This is a genomic window from Streptomyces sp. Q6, assembly GCF_036967205.1.
Lineage (GTDB): Bacteria > Actinomycetota > Actinomycetes > Streptomycetales > Streptomycetaceae > Streptomyces > Streptomyces citrinus.
Genome location: NZ_CP146022.1, coordinates 5,871,751 through 5,886,118 on the forward strand (window position 1 = coordinate 5,871,751; position 14,368 = coordinate 5,886,118).

General features: G+C 69.1%; 12 protein-coding genes. 5 read left to right on the top strand and 7 right to left on the bottom strand.

Annotated elements, in window-relative coordinates; all coding sequences use genetic code 11:
* Positions 1-18: 18 nt before the first annotated feature.
* The 4 genes from V2W30_RS27435 (at position 19) to V2W30_RS27450 (ending at position 4,226) form a co-directional block, all read left to right on the top strand.
* Positions 19-990, top strand: coding sequence for a tetratricopeptide repeat protein (locus tag V2W30_RS27435; protein ID WP_338700658.1), 972 nt, complete (start codon positions 19-21; stop codon positions 988-990).
* A 644-nt stretch (positions 991-1,634) separates the two neighbouring features.
* Positions 1,635-2,264 carry a DUF6230 family protein gene (locus V2W30_RS27440; protein ID WP_338700660.1) on the top strand — a complete coding sequence of 210 codons (630 nt, stop codon included), beginning with the start codon at positions 1,635-1,637 and terminating at the stop codon, positions 2,262-2,264.
* A 146-nt stretch (positions 2,265-2,410) separates the two neighbouring features.
* Positions 2,411-2,956, top strand: coding sequence for a DUF6114 domain-containing protein (locus V2W30_RS27445; RefSeq protein WP_338700662.1), 546 nt, complete (start codon positions 2,411-2,413; stop codon positions 2,954-2,956).
* Entirely contained in the window at positions 2,946-4,226 is a 1,281-nt protein-coding gene (locus V2W30_RS27450) for a hypothetical protein (protein WP_338700665.1), read from the top strand. Before V2W30_RS27445 ends, V2W30_RS27450 begins: the two co-directional genes overlap by 11 nt.
* A gap of 87 nt (positions 4,227-4,313) precedes the next feature.
* Here the strand turns inward: V2W30_RS27450 and pyk are convergent, their stop codons facing one another.
* The 3 genes from pyk to pta form a co-directional block, all read right to left on the bottom strand.
* Positions 4,314-5,744 carry a pyruvate kinase gene (gene pyk, locus V2W30_RS27455; protein ID WP_338700667.1) on the bottom strand — a complete coding sequence of 477 codons (1,431 nt, stop codon included), beginning with the start codon at positions 5,742-5,744 and terminating at the stop codon, positions 4,314-4,316.
* Positions 5,745-5,818: 74 nt separating this feature from the next.
* Positions 5,819-7,045, bottom strand: a complete 1,227-nt coding sequence (locus V2W30_RS27460) for an acetate kinase (protein ID WP_338700669.1) — start codon at positions 7,043-7,045, stop codon at positions 5,819-5,821.
* A 31-nt stretch (positions 7,046-7,076) separates the two neighbouring features.
* The gene (pta, locus tag V2W30_RS27465; RefSeq protein ID WP_338700670.1) at positions 7,077-9,152 is read right to left on the bottom strand and encodes a phosphate acetyltransferase; all 2,076 of its coding nucleotides are present in this window, start codon (positions 9,150-9,152) and stop codon (positions 7,077-7,079) included.
* Between the two features lie 290 nt (positions 9,153-9,442).
* On the opposite strand from pta, the gene V2W30_RS27470 reads away from it, so the two are divergent.
* Entirely contained in the window at positions 9,443-10,468 is a 1,026-nt protein-coding gene (locus tag V2W30_RS27470) for an ATP-dependent 6-phosphofructokinase (RefSeq protein WP_338700671.1), read from the top strand.
* 30 nt (positions 10,469-10,498) lie between these two features.
* Here the strand turns inward: V2W30_RS27470 and V2W30_RS27475 are convergent, their stop codons facing one another.
* The 4 genes from V2W30_RS27475 to V2W30_RS27490 all read right to left on the bottom strand — a co-directional run bounded on the left by V2W30_RS27475 (position 10,499) and on the right by V2W30_RS27490 (position 14,345).
* On the bottom strand, positions 10,499-11,200 hold the full coding sequence (locus V2W30_RS27475; RefSeq protein WP_338700672.1) for a helix-turn-helix transcriptional regulator: 702 nt from the start codon (positions 11,198-11,200) through the stop codon (positions 10,499-10,501).
* A gap of 89 nt (positions 11,201-11,289) precedes the next feature.
* Positions 11,290-12,114 carry a carbohydrate ABC transporter permease gene (locus V2W30_RS27480; protein ID WP_338700673.1) on the bottom strand — a complete coding sequence of 275 codons (825 nt, stop codon included), beginning with the start codon at positions 12,112-12,114 and terminating at the stop codon, positions 11,290-11,292.
* Positions 12,115-12,921, bottom strand: a complete 807-nt coding sequence (locus V2W30_RS27485; RefSeq protein ID WP_338703779.1) for a sugar ABC transporter permease — start codon at positions 12,919-12,921, stop codon at positions 12,115-12,117.
* Positions 12,922-12,974: 53 nt separating this feature from the next.
* Positions 12,975-14,345 carry an extracellular solute-binding protein gene (locus V2W30_RS27490; RefSeq protein ID WP_338700674.1) on the bottom strand — a complete coding sequence of 457 codons (1,371 nt, stop codon included), beginning with the start codon at positions 14,343-14,345 and terminating at the stop codon, positions 12,975-12,977.
* Between the last annotated feature and the right edge of the window lie 23 nt (positions 14,346-14,368).

Consider the following 14,368-nt stretch of genomic DNA (forward strand, 5'->3'; position numbering starts at 1 on the left):
AAGGGGGAGACTGTACGCATGCAGCCACGGAACATGTCCATGAGCGGAGTCGTCGACCTCGCCGCGGTGAAGGCGGCCCAGGAGGCCAAGGCGAAGGCGGAGCAGGCGCGCGCCGAAGCGGCCCGGCAGGGCGGCGGCCCGGCGGCCGTCCCGGCGTCCAGTCTCGTCATCGACGTAGACGAGGCCGGCTTCGAGCGCGATGTACTCCAGCGTTCCACCGAAGTGCCCGTCGTCATCGACTTCTGGGCCGAGTGGTGCGAGCCCTGCAAGCAGCTGAGCCCGCTGCTCGAGCGGCTCGCCGCCGAGTACAGCGGCCGGTTCGTCCTCGCCAAGATCGACGTCGACGCCAACCAGATGCTGATGCAGCAGTTCGGGGTCCAGGGGATCCCCGCCGTCTTCGCCGTCGTCGCGGGACAGGCACTGCCGCTCTTCCAGGGCGCCGCCCCCGAGGCCCAGATCCGGGGCACGCTCGACCAGTTGATCCAGGTCGCCGAGGAGCGCTTCGGGCTCACGGGCATCACCGTCGACCAGAACGCGGAAGGGCCCGCGCCGGTCGTGGAGGCTCCGGCCGGTCCGTACGACTCCCTTCTCGAAGCGGCCGTTCAGGCTCTGGACGCGGGCGACATGGCCGGCGCGATCCAGGCGTACAAGAACGTGCTGTCCGACGACCCGGGCAACACCGAGGCCAAGCTCGGCCTCGGCCAGGCCGAACTCCTCCAGCGCGTCCAGGACATGGACCCGCAGGCCGTCCGGAAGGACGCGGCGGAGCGCCCCGGCGACGTGCGGGCCCAGATCGCGGCCGCCGACCTGGACCTGGTCGGCGGGCATGTCGAGGACGCCTTCGGTCGGCTGGTCGACGCGGTGGCGCGTTCGGCGGGCGACGACCGGGACGCCGCACGGGTCCGCCTCCTCGAACTCTTCGAGGTCGTGGGCGGCGACGACCCCCGGGTGACCACGGCTCGTACGGCTCTGGCCCGGGTTCTCTTCTGAGCCATCGGTGACCAGTCCCTAAACGCCGCGGCTTGTGGTGCCGGGGTGAAAATTCTGTCCCCAGGGGCGCACAGCGGTCGCGCTTTACCAAAACTTGGTAAAGGCGGCCGCTGTTACTTGGAGTAAGTCGGGGGGCTTCTTCTGTCCGGATCCGTACCGGATTCCGTGTGTATGGCAACTCACTTGACAGCACCCAGCGTCGTCGGTCGATGCCGGGTGGTCGTGGTTCGGTTATCCGTCCGTTACCCGTGAGTAACGAACCCCCTTGTGCGAGCGGCTGGAATGCACCACGATCGGGCACGCTCGGTCCACTCCCCACCGTCCGTCAGCCATTCGGGCCGTGGGGTTCTGGGTCCCCACCGAGTAGGTCGTCGGCGAACCAAGGGGAGCGTCGGCGGTCTCAGGACAGGGGGGTCTCAGCCATTCGGCTGGGCCTGTCCGGCAGGTTGCGCGTGATGGCTCAGGTGCGACCAGTGGTTGTCGCTCGGGGGTGATCGCCGGTGATCAGGGTGCAGAGGACCAGTACCTCCGATACGGGCGCTCTCCTTCCCGAGGACGTAGCACTTCTCCCATCCCTGCCCGGCTGAGCCGCCGTAAGTGGCAGTCAGGGTCAGGAGATGTACGTCCGAGAAGGAGGAAAAGTCGTGAATTCCATGATTCGTGGCGGAACCAGATGGAAGCGGTTCGCCGTAGTCATGGTGCCGAGCGTCGCGGCGACAGCCGCGATAGGCGTGGCCCTGTCCCAGGGTGCGCTCGCGGCATCGTTCAGTGTGTCGGGTCAGTCGTTCAAGGTGCACGTCGACAAGCTCGACGCCGACGGCATGATCCAGTACGGCGCCATCGACGCGGAGAAGAACGGGACCCCTCACCCGGTCTCGGTCTCCGCGTTCAACTCGGCCGACCTCACCAACATGTGCCAGTCCGTGGTCACCCACGTGCCGGTTCTCGGTGACGTGACGCTGGTGCTGAAGGCCGGTGGCGGCGGCAAGCCGGCGCATGCCGACAAGATCTACATCGACGTCGCGCAGCTCAAGGCGGATGCCGAGTTCACCGACATCAACATCGGTGTGGCTGCCGGGTCCTCCAGCAAGGGCCCCGGCATGAAGGGGGGCAAGGAGCAGTCCGACCCCAATGGCTTCGCTCAGGAGGCGTCCCACGCCACCCTGACCGACGTCGACCAGACCGCCTGGGCGACGAGCGCCGGCACCTTCAAGCTCAACGGGCTGAACATGAGCCTGAAGAAGGGCAGCGGCAAGGGCATCGAGTGCTACTAGGCCTCACCGCCTAGCGATTCCCCTCGCCGTATCGCGCCTCACGGAAGGGCGCGGGGACATGGCCCGCTCGATTCGGCCGCGGTCCCCGTGCCCGTACCGCACACATCACCACCGAACGAAACGCCAGTCCTGAGGAGCTGTACGACATGAGCGCCGAAGCGCAAGCAGGGTTGGGCGACAGGTTCGGCCACGCACGCCGGACGTTCCGCACTTGGCGCGGCCAACGCCCCTTCTGGGCAGGCATGTTGACCGTGCTCGGTGGCATCCCGATCATGTATTTCCCGTACGCGAACCTGACGCTCGGCTCGATGACGATCCGGATGGCCACCACGGCCGGTGCGGGATCTCTGATCATCGGTGTCCTGCTCGTCGTGCTCGGCCTCACGATGTGGTTCCAGTACCACTCCCGCATCTTCGCGGGTGTCGCGGCGATCCTGCTCGCTCTGGTCTCCCTTGTCGTCTCCAACTTCGGCGGATTCGTCATCGGTTTCCTGCTGGCCCTGGTCGGTGGCGCCCTCGGTATCTCGTGGGCCCCTGCCACGCCGCAGGCGGAAGCGCCGAAGGGCGACGCCGGCGAGGGGATGGCCGTCGTGCCGCCCGTCGCGGACGCCCCCCATCAGGTCGCGGGCGCAAATGACGAGTCAGGAACAAGCCCGGATGACGGGACGAACGGGAGGCACCGTGCCGGCTGACGAGGTGCACCACGAGGACTCCGTGGAGGAGCCCCGTGCGAGAACCGGGCCGCGACACGCGGCGCCGCGGAAGCATCTGTTCACCAGGCTGCACATGCCCGCGGGCAAGGCCATAGCCATCGCGGCGATGCCCACGGCCGTCCTGATGGGTATGGGCCTGACGCCCACGCTGGCGCTGGCCAAGGACAACCCGACGAACTTCTCGGCCGACGACTACAAGGCGTGCGCCGACGCCGTCGAGGCGGAGCGGGACGGCAAGACCGCCACCGACGACAAGAACGAGGCCACGGAGTCCGCCACTCCGACGCCGTCCCCGTCCGCGTCCGCATCCAAGGACAGCGCGGACGGCGCGGACGGCGACAAGGACTCCGCCGCGGGCTCCACGGACGGCAAGGACACGGCGAAGCCGACGCCCACGCCGTCCGCCTCCGCGTCGACGTCGACCGACAGCAAGGACGCGGCCACCCCGTCGCCCTCGCCGTCCGAGACGAAGAACCCGCTCGACCCGCTGGGTGTCGGCGACGCGCTCAAGGACCTGTTCACGCCGGACGACAAGGAGTCGGCGAGCCCGACCCCGTCGCCGTCCGCGTCAGCGTCCTCGTCGTCCGGCGACCTCGGCGACACCGTCAAGGACACGACGGACGCGGTCGAGGGCACGGTCAAGGACACGACCGACAAGGCCGGGGACGCGGTCAAGGACACCACGGACACGGTCGGCGACGCGGCGAAGGACGCCACGGAGAAGGCCGAGGACGCGGCGACCCCGTCGCCGAGCGCCACCGGCATCCCCGAGGACTGCCCGGTCGCCACGGACGCGGCGGGTGCCGACGAGGAGACCCCCGTCCGACTGCCGAACGCCAGCTGGAAGTTGGAGGCCAGTTCGCTCCTGCTCAAGGGCGCGGACTACAAGGGCCTCGTCGACGTCAAGATGGCCGACGGCACCACCAAGCGCGTCATGAAGTACGTCATCTCGGACGGGACGGACATCGGGGATCTGCACCAGATAGCCCCCGGCCCGAACGGCAAGTCCTTCCACATCCGGTCGGACAAGGGCTCGACGTCCACGATCCGCGACGGGAAGACGACGATGTACACGGAGGAGCTCTCGGGCAATCTGCTCGGGCTCATCCCCATGACGTTCAACGCCAAGAACCCGCCGCCGATCAACCTGCCGATCCTGTACTTCACCAACGTGAAGGTGACGCAGGCGGCGCAGTTCGGCGGCACCCTGCACGTCCCCGGGCTGCGGAGCACGATCGAGGACAGCTGACTGTCCCCACAGAACTTTTCCGGGAGCCGCACACGACTGAGGGCGCCCCCCATCGGGGGCGCCCTCAGTCATTGCCGTGTGCGTGCGTCAGTCGCGCTGACCGCCGCCGAGGTGGTGCACCCGGACCATGTTGGTGGTGCCGGGGACGCCGGGGGGCGAGCCGGCCGTGATGACCACGGTGTCGCCGTCGTTGAAGCGGCTGAGCTTGATCAGCTCGGCGTCGACCAGCTCGACCATCTCGTCCGTCGAGTCCACGTGCGGCACGACGTACGACTCCACGCCCCAGCTCAGCGCGAGCTGGTTGCGGGTGCTCTCCTGCGTGGTGAAGGCCAGGATCGGCTGGGCCGCGCGGTAGCGGGACAGCCGGCGGGCCGTGTCACCGGAGTGCGTGAAGGCGACCAGCGCCTCGCCGTCCAGGAAGTCCGCGATCTCGCACGCGGCGCGGGCCACCGAACCACCCTGGGTGCGCGGCTTCTTGCCCGGGACGAGCGGCTGGAGGCCCTTGGAGAGCAGCTCCTCCTCGGCCGCCTGGACGATCTTCGACATCGTCTTGACGGTCTCGATCGGGTACGCGCCGACCGACGACTCGGCGGACAGCATGACCGCGTCGGCGCCGTCCAGGATCGCGTTCGCGACGTCGGACGCCTCGGCGCGCGTGGGGCGCGAGTTGGTGATCATCGACTCCATCATCTGGGTCGCGACGATCACCGGCTTGGCGTTGCGGCGGCACATCTCCACGAGGCGCTTCTGCACCATCGGGACCTTCTCGAGCGGGTACTCGACGGCGAGGTCGCCACGGGCCACCATCACCGCGTCGAACGCCGCGACGACGCCCTCCATGTTGGCGACGGCCTGCGGCTTCTCCACCTTGGCGATGACGGGGACCCGGCGGCCCTCCTCGTCCATCACCTTGTGGACGTCCTTGACGTCGTTGGCGTCGCGCACGAAGGACAGGGCGACCATGTCGCAGCCCATCTTCAGGGCGAAGCGCAGGTCCTCGATGTCCTTCTCGGACAGGGCCGGGACGTTGACGGCCGCGCCCGGCAGGTTGATGCCCTTGTGGTCGGAGATGACACCGCCCTCGATGACGATCGTCTTGACCCGCGGGCCCTCGACGTCCATCACCTTGAGCTCGACGTTGCCGTCGTTGATCAGGATCTGGTCACCGCGCGACACGTCGCCCGGCAGCCCCTTGTACGTCGTGCCACAGATCGACTTGTCGCCGGGCACGTCCTCGGTGGTGATGGTGAACTCGTCACCGCGCACCAGCTCGACGGGGCCCTCGGCGAACGTCTCCAGGCGGATCTTCGGACCCTGGAGGTCGGCGAGCACGCCCACGGCGCGGCCCGTCTTGGTGGCGGCGGCACGGACACGGTCGTAGCGACCCTGGTGCTCGGCGTGGGTGCCGTGGCTGAAGTTGAAGCGGGCCACATTCATGCCGGCCTCGATCAGCGAGACGAGCTGCTCTTCGGAGTCGACGGCGGGGCCCAGCGTGCAGACGATTTTGGAACGGCGCATGGGGGCGATCCTATCGGTTTGTTTCGCTACGGAATATTCCGTCTGGTGGAATCTACAAATGGGCGGTTGTGCGCTCAGGCGTGACGACGGTCACTGTCACCGACCAGCGCGTACGTCTGCCGGGCGATCTCCAGCTCCTCGTCGGTCGGCACCACGGCGACAGCCACCCGGGCGTACTCGGGCGAGATGATCCGGGCCTCGTCGGAACGTACGGAATTGAGCTCCCCGTCGACCGTGAGGCCCAGCTCCTCCAGACCCGAGACCGCAGCCTCGCGCACCGGCGCCGCGTTCTCGCCGACCCCCGCCGTGAACGCGACCGCGTCCACCCGGCCGAGCACCGCGTAGTAGGCCCCGATGTACTTCTTCAGGCGGTGGATGTAGATGTCGAAGGCGAGCCGCGCCTCCTGGTCCCCCTCGTCGATACGACGGCGGATCTCGCGCATGTCGTTGTCGCCGCACAGGCCGATCAGGCCCGACTTCTTGTTGAGCAGGACGTCGATCTCGTCCGCCGACATGTTGCCCACCCGCATCAGATGGAAGATGACGGCCGGGTCGACGTCTCCTGAACGGGTACCCATCACCAGGCCCTCAAGCGGTGTCAGGCCCATCGACGTCTCCACGCACACCCCGCCGCGCACCGCCGACGCCGAGGCGCCGTTGCCCAGGTGCAGCACGATGACGTTGACCTCCTCCGGCTCCTTGCCGAGGAGCTCGGCGGTCCTGCGCGACACGTACGCGTGCGACGTGCCGTGGAAGCCGTAGCGCCGGATGCGGTGCTCGTCGGCGGTCTTCACGTCGATCGCGTAGCGCGACGCCGACTCCGGCATCGTCGTGTGGAACGCCGTGTCGAACACCGCGACCTGCGGCAGATCGGGGCGGAGCGCCATCGCCGTACGGATGCCCGTGAGGTTCGCCGGGTTGTGCAGCGGCGCCACCGGGATGAGCCGCTCCACCTCCTTGAGCACCGCGTCGTCGATCACCGTCGGCTGCGTGAAGAACTTGCCGCCGTGCACCACTCGGTGACCGATCGCGGCCAGCTCGGGGGAGTCCAGGCCGAGCCCGTCGTGCGCCAGCTCGCCGGCCACCGCCTTCAGGGCCTCCTCGTGGTCGGCGATCGGCCGGTTCTGCTCCCGGCTCTCCCCGCCGCCGCCGGTCAGCGGCGTGTGCTTGAGCCGGGAGGTCTCCTCGCCGATCCGCTCGACGAGGCCCTGGGCGAGCCGGGCGCCGTCGCGCATGTCGAGCAGCTGGTACTTGACCGAGGAGGAGCCGGAGTTGAGGACGAGGACTCGGGTCGCAGTCACGGAGGGGGTGCCTTTTCGTCGGGTACGAGGGTCAGGTGGCCGGCGTCTGGGCCTGGATCGCCGTGATGGCCACGGTGTTCACGATGTCCTGCACGAGCGCGCCGCGCGACAGGTCGTTGACCGGCTTGCGCAGCCCCTGGAGGACCGGGCCGACGGCGATCGCGCCGGCCGACCGCTGCACGGCCTTGTACGTGTTGTTGCCGGTGTTGAGGTCCGGGAAGATCAGCACGCTCGCCTGGCCCGCGACCGCGGACCCGGGCAGCTTGGTGGCCGCGACGGACGGCTCGACCGCCGCGTCGTACTGGATCGGCCCCTCGATCCGCAGGTCGGGGCGCGCGCCCTTGACGATCTCCGTGGCCTCGCGGACCTTGTCGACGTCGGCGCCCGACCCCGAGGTGCCCGTGGAGTACGACAGCATCGCGATCCGCGGGTCGACGCCGAACTGGGCCGCCGTGCCGGCCGACTGCGTGGCGATGTCGGCGAGCTGCTGGGCGTTCGGGTCCGGGTTCACGGCGCAGTCGCCGTACACGAGGACCTTGTCGGCCAGGCACATGAAGAAGACGGACGACACGATCGCGGCGTCCGGCTTCGTCTTGATGATCTCGAACGCGGGGCGGATGGTCGCGGCCGTGGAGTGCACCGACCCCGACACCATGCCGTCGGCGAGGCCGCCCTGGACCATCAGCGTGCCGAAGTAGTTCACGTCGGCGACCACGTCGTGGGCCAGCTCGACGGTGACGCCCTTGTGGGCGCGCAGCGCCGCGTACTCGCCGGCGAAACGCTCCCGCAGCTCGGACGTCTGCGGGTCGATGAGCTGCGAGTCGGCGAGGTCGACGCCGAGGTCGGCCGCCTTCTTGCGGATCTGCTCGACCGGGCCGAGCAGCGTGAGGTCGCAGACGCCGCGGCGCAGCAGCACGTCGGCGGCGCGCAGCACCCGCTCCTCGGTGCCCTCGGGCAGGACGACGCGACGCTTGTCCGCGCGGGCCTGCTCCAGGAGCTTGTGCTCGAACATCATCGGCGTCACCCGATCGGAGGACGGGGCCTGGATCGTCTTCAGGAGCCCCGCCGTGTCGACGTACCGCTCGAAGAGACCGAGAGCCGTCTCGGCCTTCCTCGGGGTCGACGCGTTCAACTTCCCTTCCAGGGCGAAGAGTTCGGCCGCCGTGGGGAAGGAACCGCCGGCCACCGCGACCACCGGGGTGCCCGGCGCCAGCCGGTCGGCCAGCTTGAGGATCTCCTCGCCGGGCCGCTCGTTCAGCGTCAGGAGCACGCCCGCGATCGGCGGCGTGCCCGCGCTGTGCGCGGCCAGCGAGCCGACGACGAGGTCGGCGCGGTCGCCGGGGGTCACGACCATGCAGCCCGGCGTCAGGGCGTTGAGGAAGTTCGGCAGCATGGCGCCGCCGAAGACGAAGTCCAGCGCGTCGCGCGCCAGGCCCGCGTCGTCACCGAGCAGCACCGTGCCGCCGAGGGCCTGGGTGATCTGGGAGACGGTCGGCGCGGACAGGGCGGGTTCGTCGGGAAGGACGTAGCAGGGGACCGGCAGCCGGTTGGAGAGCCGCTCGTGCATCTCGTCGCGGTCGTCCGGCGCGACCCGGTTCACGACCATCGCGAGGACGTCGCAGCCCAGGCCGTCATAGGCGCGGTAGGCGTTGCGGGCCTCGGCGCGCACCGAGTCCTCGGGCTGCTTCCTGCCGCCGACGACCGGGAGGACGGAGGCACCGAACTCGTTGGCGAGCCGGGCGTTGAGGGCCAGCTCGTCCGGCAGCTGGGTGTCGGCGAAGTCCGTGCCGAGCACGAGGACGACGTCGTAGTCGCGGGCCACCCCGTGGAACCGGTCGACGAGACGCGAGACCAGTTCGTCGGTGCCCTGCTCGGCCTGGATCGCGGACGCCTCGTGGTACTCGAGGCCGTACACGCTCGCCGGGTCCTGCGAGAGGCGGTAGCGGGCCCGCAGCAGATCGAAGAGCCGGTCGGGACCGTCGTGGACCAGTGGCCGGAAGACCCCCACCCGGTCGACCTGGCGGGTCAGGAGTTCCATGACTCCCAGCTCGACGACCTGGCGGCCGTCGCCCCGGTCGATCCCGGTCACGTACACGCTGCGCGTCACGCGTGCTCTCCCTCTCTCTCGGTCCCTCGGTGCCTCGGCCCCTCGTACCTGCCGGCCCCGCGCCTTCGCGAAGCAAAAAATGGCCGTATCGGAAGCCGTGCCCCCTTGACAATACCTCCGGGCATGGCTAGGTCGCCCGCCGGACAAAGGGCCTGAACAGCAGGGTCCTCGTGCCCGTTCCGACCGTGCCGAAGCTCCCCATGTGGCCGTCCGCGAACGCGGTGCCTCTCCGAGCGTGGAAGAATCGGCATGGCTCAGACGTACCAGTAGCGAGCAGGAGACACAGCCAGATGCGTATCGGAGTTCTCACCGCAGGCGGCGACTGCCCTGGCCTGAACGCAGTGATCCGGTCGGTCGTGCACCGCGCCGTCACGCACTACGGCGACGAGGTGCTCGGCTTCGAGGACGGTTACGCGGGGCTGCTCGACGGGCGCTGGCGCCCGCTCGACGTGAACGCGGTCACCGGCATCCTCGCCCGGGGCGGCACCATCCTCGGCTCGTCCCGTCTGGAGCGCGACAAGTTCCGCGCGTTCTGCGACAACGCCAAGCAGCTCGCCGAGGAGATCGGCTTCGACGTCCTCATCCCCATCGGCGGCGAGGGCACGCTCACCGCGGCCCGGATGCTCGCCGACGCGGGCCTGCCGGTCGTCGGCGTCCCGAAGACGATCGACAACGACATCTCCTCCACCGACCGCACCTTCGGCTTCGACACCGCCGTCGGCGTCGCCACCGAGGCGATCGACCGTCTGAAGACCACCGCCGAGTCCCACCAGCGCGTGATGGTCGTCGAGGTCATGGGCCGGCACGCGGGCTGGATCGCCCTGGAGTCCGGCATGGCCGGCGGCGCCCACGGCATCTGCCTGCCCGAGCGGCCCTTCGACCCGGCCGACCTGGTCAAGATGGTCGAGGAGCGGTTCGCCCGCGGCAAGAAGTTCGCCGTCATCTGCGTCGCCGAGGGCGCGCACCCCGCCGAGGGCACCATGGACTACGGCACGGGCGCCATCGACCAGTTCGGCCACGAGCGCTTCCAGGGCATCGGCACCGCCCTCGCGTACGAGCTGGAGTCCCGCCTCGGCAAGGAGGCGCGGCCCGTCATCCTCGGCCACGTCCAGCGCGGCGGCACGCCCACCGCGTACGACCGCGTGCTCGCGACCCGCTTCGGCTGGCACGCCGTGGAGGCCGCGCACCGCGGCGACTTCGGCCGGATGACGGCGCTGCGCGGCACCGACATCACGATGGTCCCGCTCGCCGAGGCCGTCACCGAGCTGAAGACCGTCCCCAAGGACCGGATGGACGAGGCGGAGTCGGTCTTCTAGACCCGCCCCGCGTCCCCTACGGATCACGGATCACGGATTGCGGATCCTGGACCAGAACTCGTCCAGGATCCGCTCCAGGAACTCCCGCCCCGCGTCCCCCGACCCGCGCGAGGGCCCACCGCCCCAGCTGAGCGTCGCGGCCATCAGCGCCTGGTACTCCAGGTGCATCTCGTGCAGCACGTCCTCGGCCTCGCGCCGCGGCACCGGCACGAGCCGGGACAGCGGCTTCACGTACGCCTGCCAGCGGGTGGTCGCCGCCGAACGCAACAGGTCCGCGAGCTGCCCGTCCCGCCCGGTCACCGTCGCGAACGGGCGCGGCGCGAGACGCAGCACCTGGGCGAGCGCCGCCGACTGCCGCTCGTTGCCCCGCCACTCACCGGTCTCCTCCATGTGCAGATACGAGTGGATCTCCAGCCCCACCGCACGGGCCACGTCCTCCGGCGCCAGGCCGTACGCCAGCCGGTGCTCGCGCAAGGTCCGCGGCGCGCCGATGAGTTCACCGGGGGAGCACCACAACGCCCCGGCGAGCGCGGTCAGTTCGGCCGGTGTGGGTGCCGCCTCCCCGTGCTCCCAGGCGATGACCAGGTCGGGCGTGACGTGCGCGAGTCCGTAGGAGGCGCGCATGCCGTACGCGACATGGCCCGGTGCCATCCCGAGCGCCTCACGCAGGCGTCGGGCGGCAGGGGCGTTGAAGGGCGGGGTGGGCTGGTTGGCCGCGGGCGTGTGCTGCACGGGCACAAAGTAGGGGGGAACCGGGCGCTTGGCTACGGTGCGTTCGCCTTGGGTCACATGTCGTAGGAACGTACAGGTCCCGCCCTCGCTCATCCCTTCATGGCGCCACCGAGCGCGAAGCCGCCGCCGAAGCGCCGGGAGACCAGCACGTACAGCAGGATCACCGGGGTCGAGTACAGGATCGAGAACGCGGCGAGCTGACCGTAGACCACCGTCCCGCGGTTGCCGAAGAAGTCGTTGATGCTGACCGACGCCGGCATCTGGTCGGGCGAGAGCAGCAGCATGAACGGGACGAAGAAGTTGCCCCACATCATGGTGAAGGAGAACACCGTGACGACGGCGACACCCGGCCCCATCAGCGGCAGCACGATCCGGATCAGCGACTGGAAGGTGTTCGCGCCGTCGGTCCAGGCGGCCTCCTCCAGCTCCTTCGGGACACCGTCCATGAAGTTCTTCATCAGCCAGATGGCGAACGGGAGTTGGGACGCGGTGAAGAAGTAGATCGTGCCCGACATCGTGTCGATCAGGTTGACCTGCACGAAGAGCGCGTAGACCGGGACCATCACCGCCGTGATCGGCAGACACGTCGCGAAGAGCGTCGTCGTGAGGAACGGGGTGTTCAGGCGCGAGCGGTACCGCGAGAGCGGATAGGCGGCGAGCGCCGCGCAGACCACGGTGAGCAGCGTCGCTCCGCCGCACAGGATCAGCGAGTTGAGCAGCGGCGTGAACGTGATGTCGGGCTTCAGGACCGCGTCGAAGTTGTCCAGCGTCGGATGCGCGGGCAGCTTCACCCGCAGGTTCGCGTCGGCGTCCACCGAGGAGAGCAGCACCCAGGCCAGCGGCAGGACGAACGCGGCCCCCACCAGGACCAGGGCCACGTCCGCCGTGAGGCGCCTGCGGTTACGGGTCTTCACTCAAGCCTCCGTACGCAGCAGCCGCATGTAGACCAGCGAGAACAGGGAACCGACCACGAGGAGCAGCAGGGCGACCGCCGTGCCGTAGCCGATCATGCTCTTCTGGAAGGCCTGTTCGTACATGAACAGCGGCAGCGTCTGGCTCCGGTTGCCGGGACCGCCCCTGGTCATCACCCAGATCAGACCGAAGACGGACAGCGTCTGGAGCGTGTTCAGCATGAGGTTCGTGCCGATGGAGCGGCGGATCATCGGCAGCGTGATGTGCCACAGGCGCTGCCAGGAGTTCGCGCCGTCGACCTCGGCGCTCTCCGTGACCTCTTTCGGGATCTCGGAGAGCGCCGCCGAGTAGACGAGCATCGAGAAGGCGGTGCCGCGCCACACGTTCGCGAACGACACCGCGAGGATCGGCAGCGTGAACAGCCAGTTCTGGGACGGGAGATGGAGCCAGTCCAGGATGGCGTTGAGGGTCCCCTCGCGGCGGAAGAACGCGTACAGGAGGAACCCGGCGACGACCTCCGGCAGCACCCACGCCGTCACCACGACGGCGCCGGTCACGGTCCTGACCGGTTTCGAGGCGCGCTGCATGAGCGCCGCGAGCGCGAGCCCCAGCGTGTTCTGGCCGACGATCGACGACAGGAACGTGAAGACGAGCGTCAGCCGCACCGCGTTCAGGAACGCGTCGTCCCTGAACGCGGCCGTGAAGTTGTCGAACCCGACGAAGGACGACTCCGCCTGGCCGGTGAGCTGGAGATCGGTGAAGGCGATGTAGGCGCAGTACGCGATCGGGCCCGCGAGGAACAGAACCATGAGGATCGTCGCCGGAGCGACCGGCAGCGCGCGCAGCGCGGTCCTGGCACGGGTCACGGCTTGCTGACGACCTTGCCGTCGGCCGCCGTCTTCAGCTGCTCGTCGTACGTCGACGCCGCCTCGTCGACCGACGCGTCACCGGTCGTCACCGACTCCATCGCCTCCTGGATCGCCGTCGAGACCTTCGGATACGCGGGATACGCCGGGCGGTAGTGCGTGCTCGCGACCAGATCCGTGAAGAACTTGATGCCGGGCTGCGCCTTCACGTACGCCGGGTCGGCGGCGACGTCCTTGCGCACCGCGATGCCGGAGTTGGCGATGTACCAGCGCTGCGCGTTCGCCTTCGTCTGCATCGTCTTGACGAAGTCGAACGCCAGGTCGGGGTTGGCCGACTTGGCCGGGATCGCCCACGTCCAGCCGCCGGACATGGAGACCTTTCCGGGCGCCTGGCCGTGTTGCGTCGGCATGTGCGCGAGACCCAGCTTGTCGGACCACTCGGGCCACTCGTGCCCGGACCCCTTCAGCCAGTCCTGCGGCAGCCAGGACCCGTCGAGGTTGATGCCGAGCTTGCCCTCCGGCAGGAGTTCACCGCGCACGCTCGTGGCGAGGTTCGGGTCGAGGGCGTCGGACACGTCGGGCCCGAGCTTCTCCTTGAACACCGTCTCCACGAACTCCAGGCTGTCCTTGAACGCCTTCGACCCCGCGATCCACTTGTTGCTCGACTTGTCGTACAGCGGGTCGGCGCTGTCCGCGCCCTCGGTCCCGTACAGCAGCATCTCGAAGCCCTGCATGGTCGCGGCCTCGCCGTTCGGCTTGCCGCTGTAGACGTTCAGCGGGGTCACGCCCGGCACCTTCTTCTTGATGGCGCGGGCCGCGTCCAGGACCTCGTCCCAGGTCTTGGGCTGCCACGGCGTCGCGATGCCGGCCGTCGCGAGGATCGCCTTGTCGTACCAGAGGCCGCGGGTGTCCGTGCCGTCCGGGACGCCGTACGTCTTGCCGTCCTGCGCCTTCGCCGCCGTCTTCGCCGTGTCGATGAACTGGTCCCAGTCCGACCACTTGTCGAGATACGTGTCCAGCGGCCTCAAGTACCCGCTGGTGATGTCCGAGTTGATGAGGAACGTGTCCTCGTAGACCAGGTCGGGCGCCGTCTTGGGGGAGCGGAGCATCTGCTGGAGCTTCGTGTAGTACTCGGAGTCCGGAGCCTTGATCGGGACCAGCTCGACCTTCTTGCCCGGGTTGGCCTTCTCGAACTGCTTCTTCATCGCGGCCAGATACGTGTCCATGACCTTGATCTGGTTGTCCGTGGACTGCTTGAACGAGACCTTGATCGTGTTCGAGTCGCTTCCGGAGTCCCCGCCACAGGCGGTCAGCGTTCCGGCGGCGAGCAGGGCGGTGGCGACGAGGAGAGGGGCGGTGGGGCGCACGGGCACGACCTCCTACGGAGCAT

What these genes read in the sequence shown, in the direction of transcription:
- V2W30_RS27470 (WP_338700671.1), top strand. Translation starts at nt 9,443, where the DNA reads ATGCGTATCGGAGTTCTCACCGCAGGCGGCGACTGCCCTGGCCTGAAC.
- pyk (WP_338700667.1), bottom strand. Translation starts at nt 5,744, where the DNA reads ATGCGCCGTTCCAAAATCGTCTGCACGCTGGGCCCCGCCGTCGACTCC.
- V2W30_RS27435 (WP_338700658.1), top strand. Translation starts at nt 19, where the DNA reads ATGCAGCCACGGAACATGTCCATGAGCGGAGTCGTCGACCTCGCCGCG.
- V2W30_RS27445 (WP_338700662.1), top strand. Translation starts at nt 2,411, where the DNA reads ATGAGCGCCGAAGCGCAAGCAGGGTTGGGCGACAGGTTCGGCCACGCA.
- V2W30_RS27485 (WP_338703779.1), bottom strand. Translation starts at nt 12,921, where the DNA reads ATGGTTCTGTTCCTCGCGGGCCCGATCGCGTACTGCGCCTACATCGCC.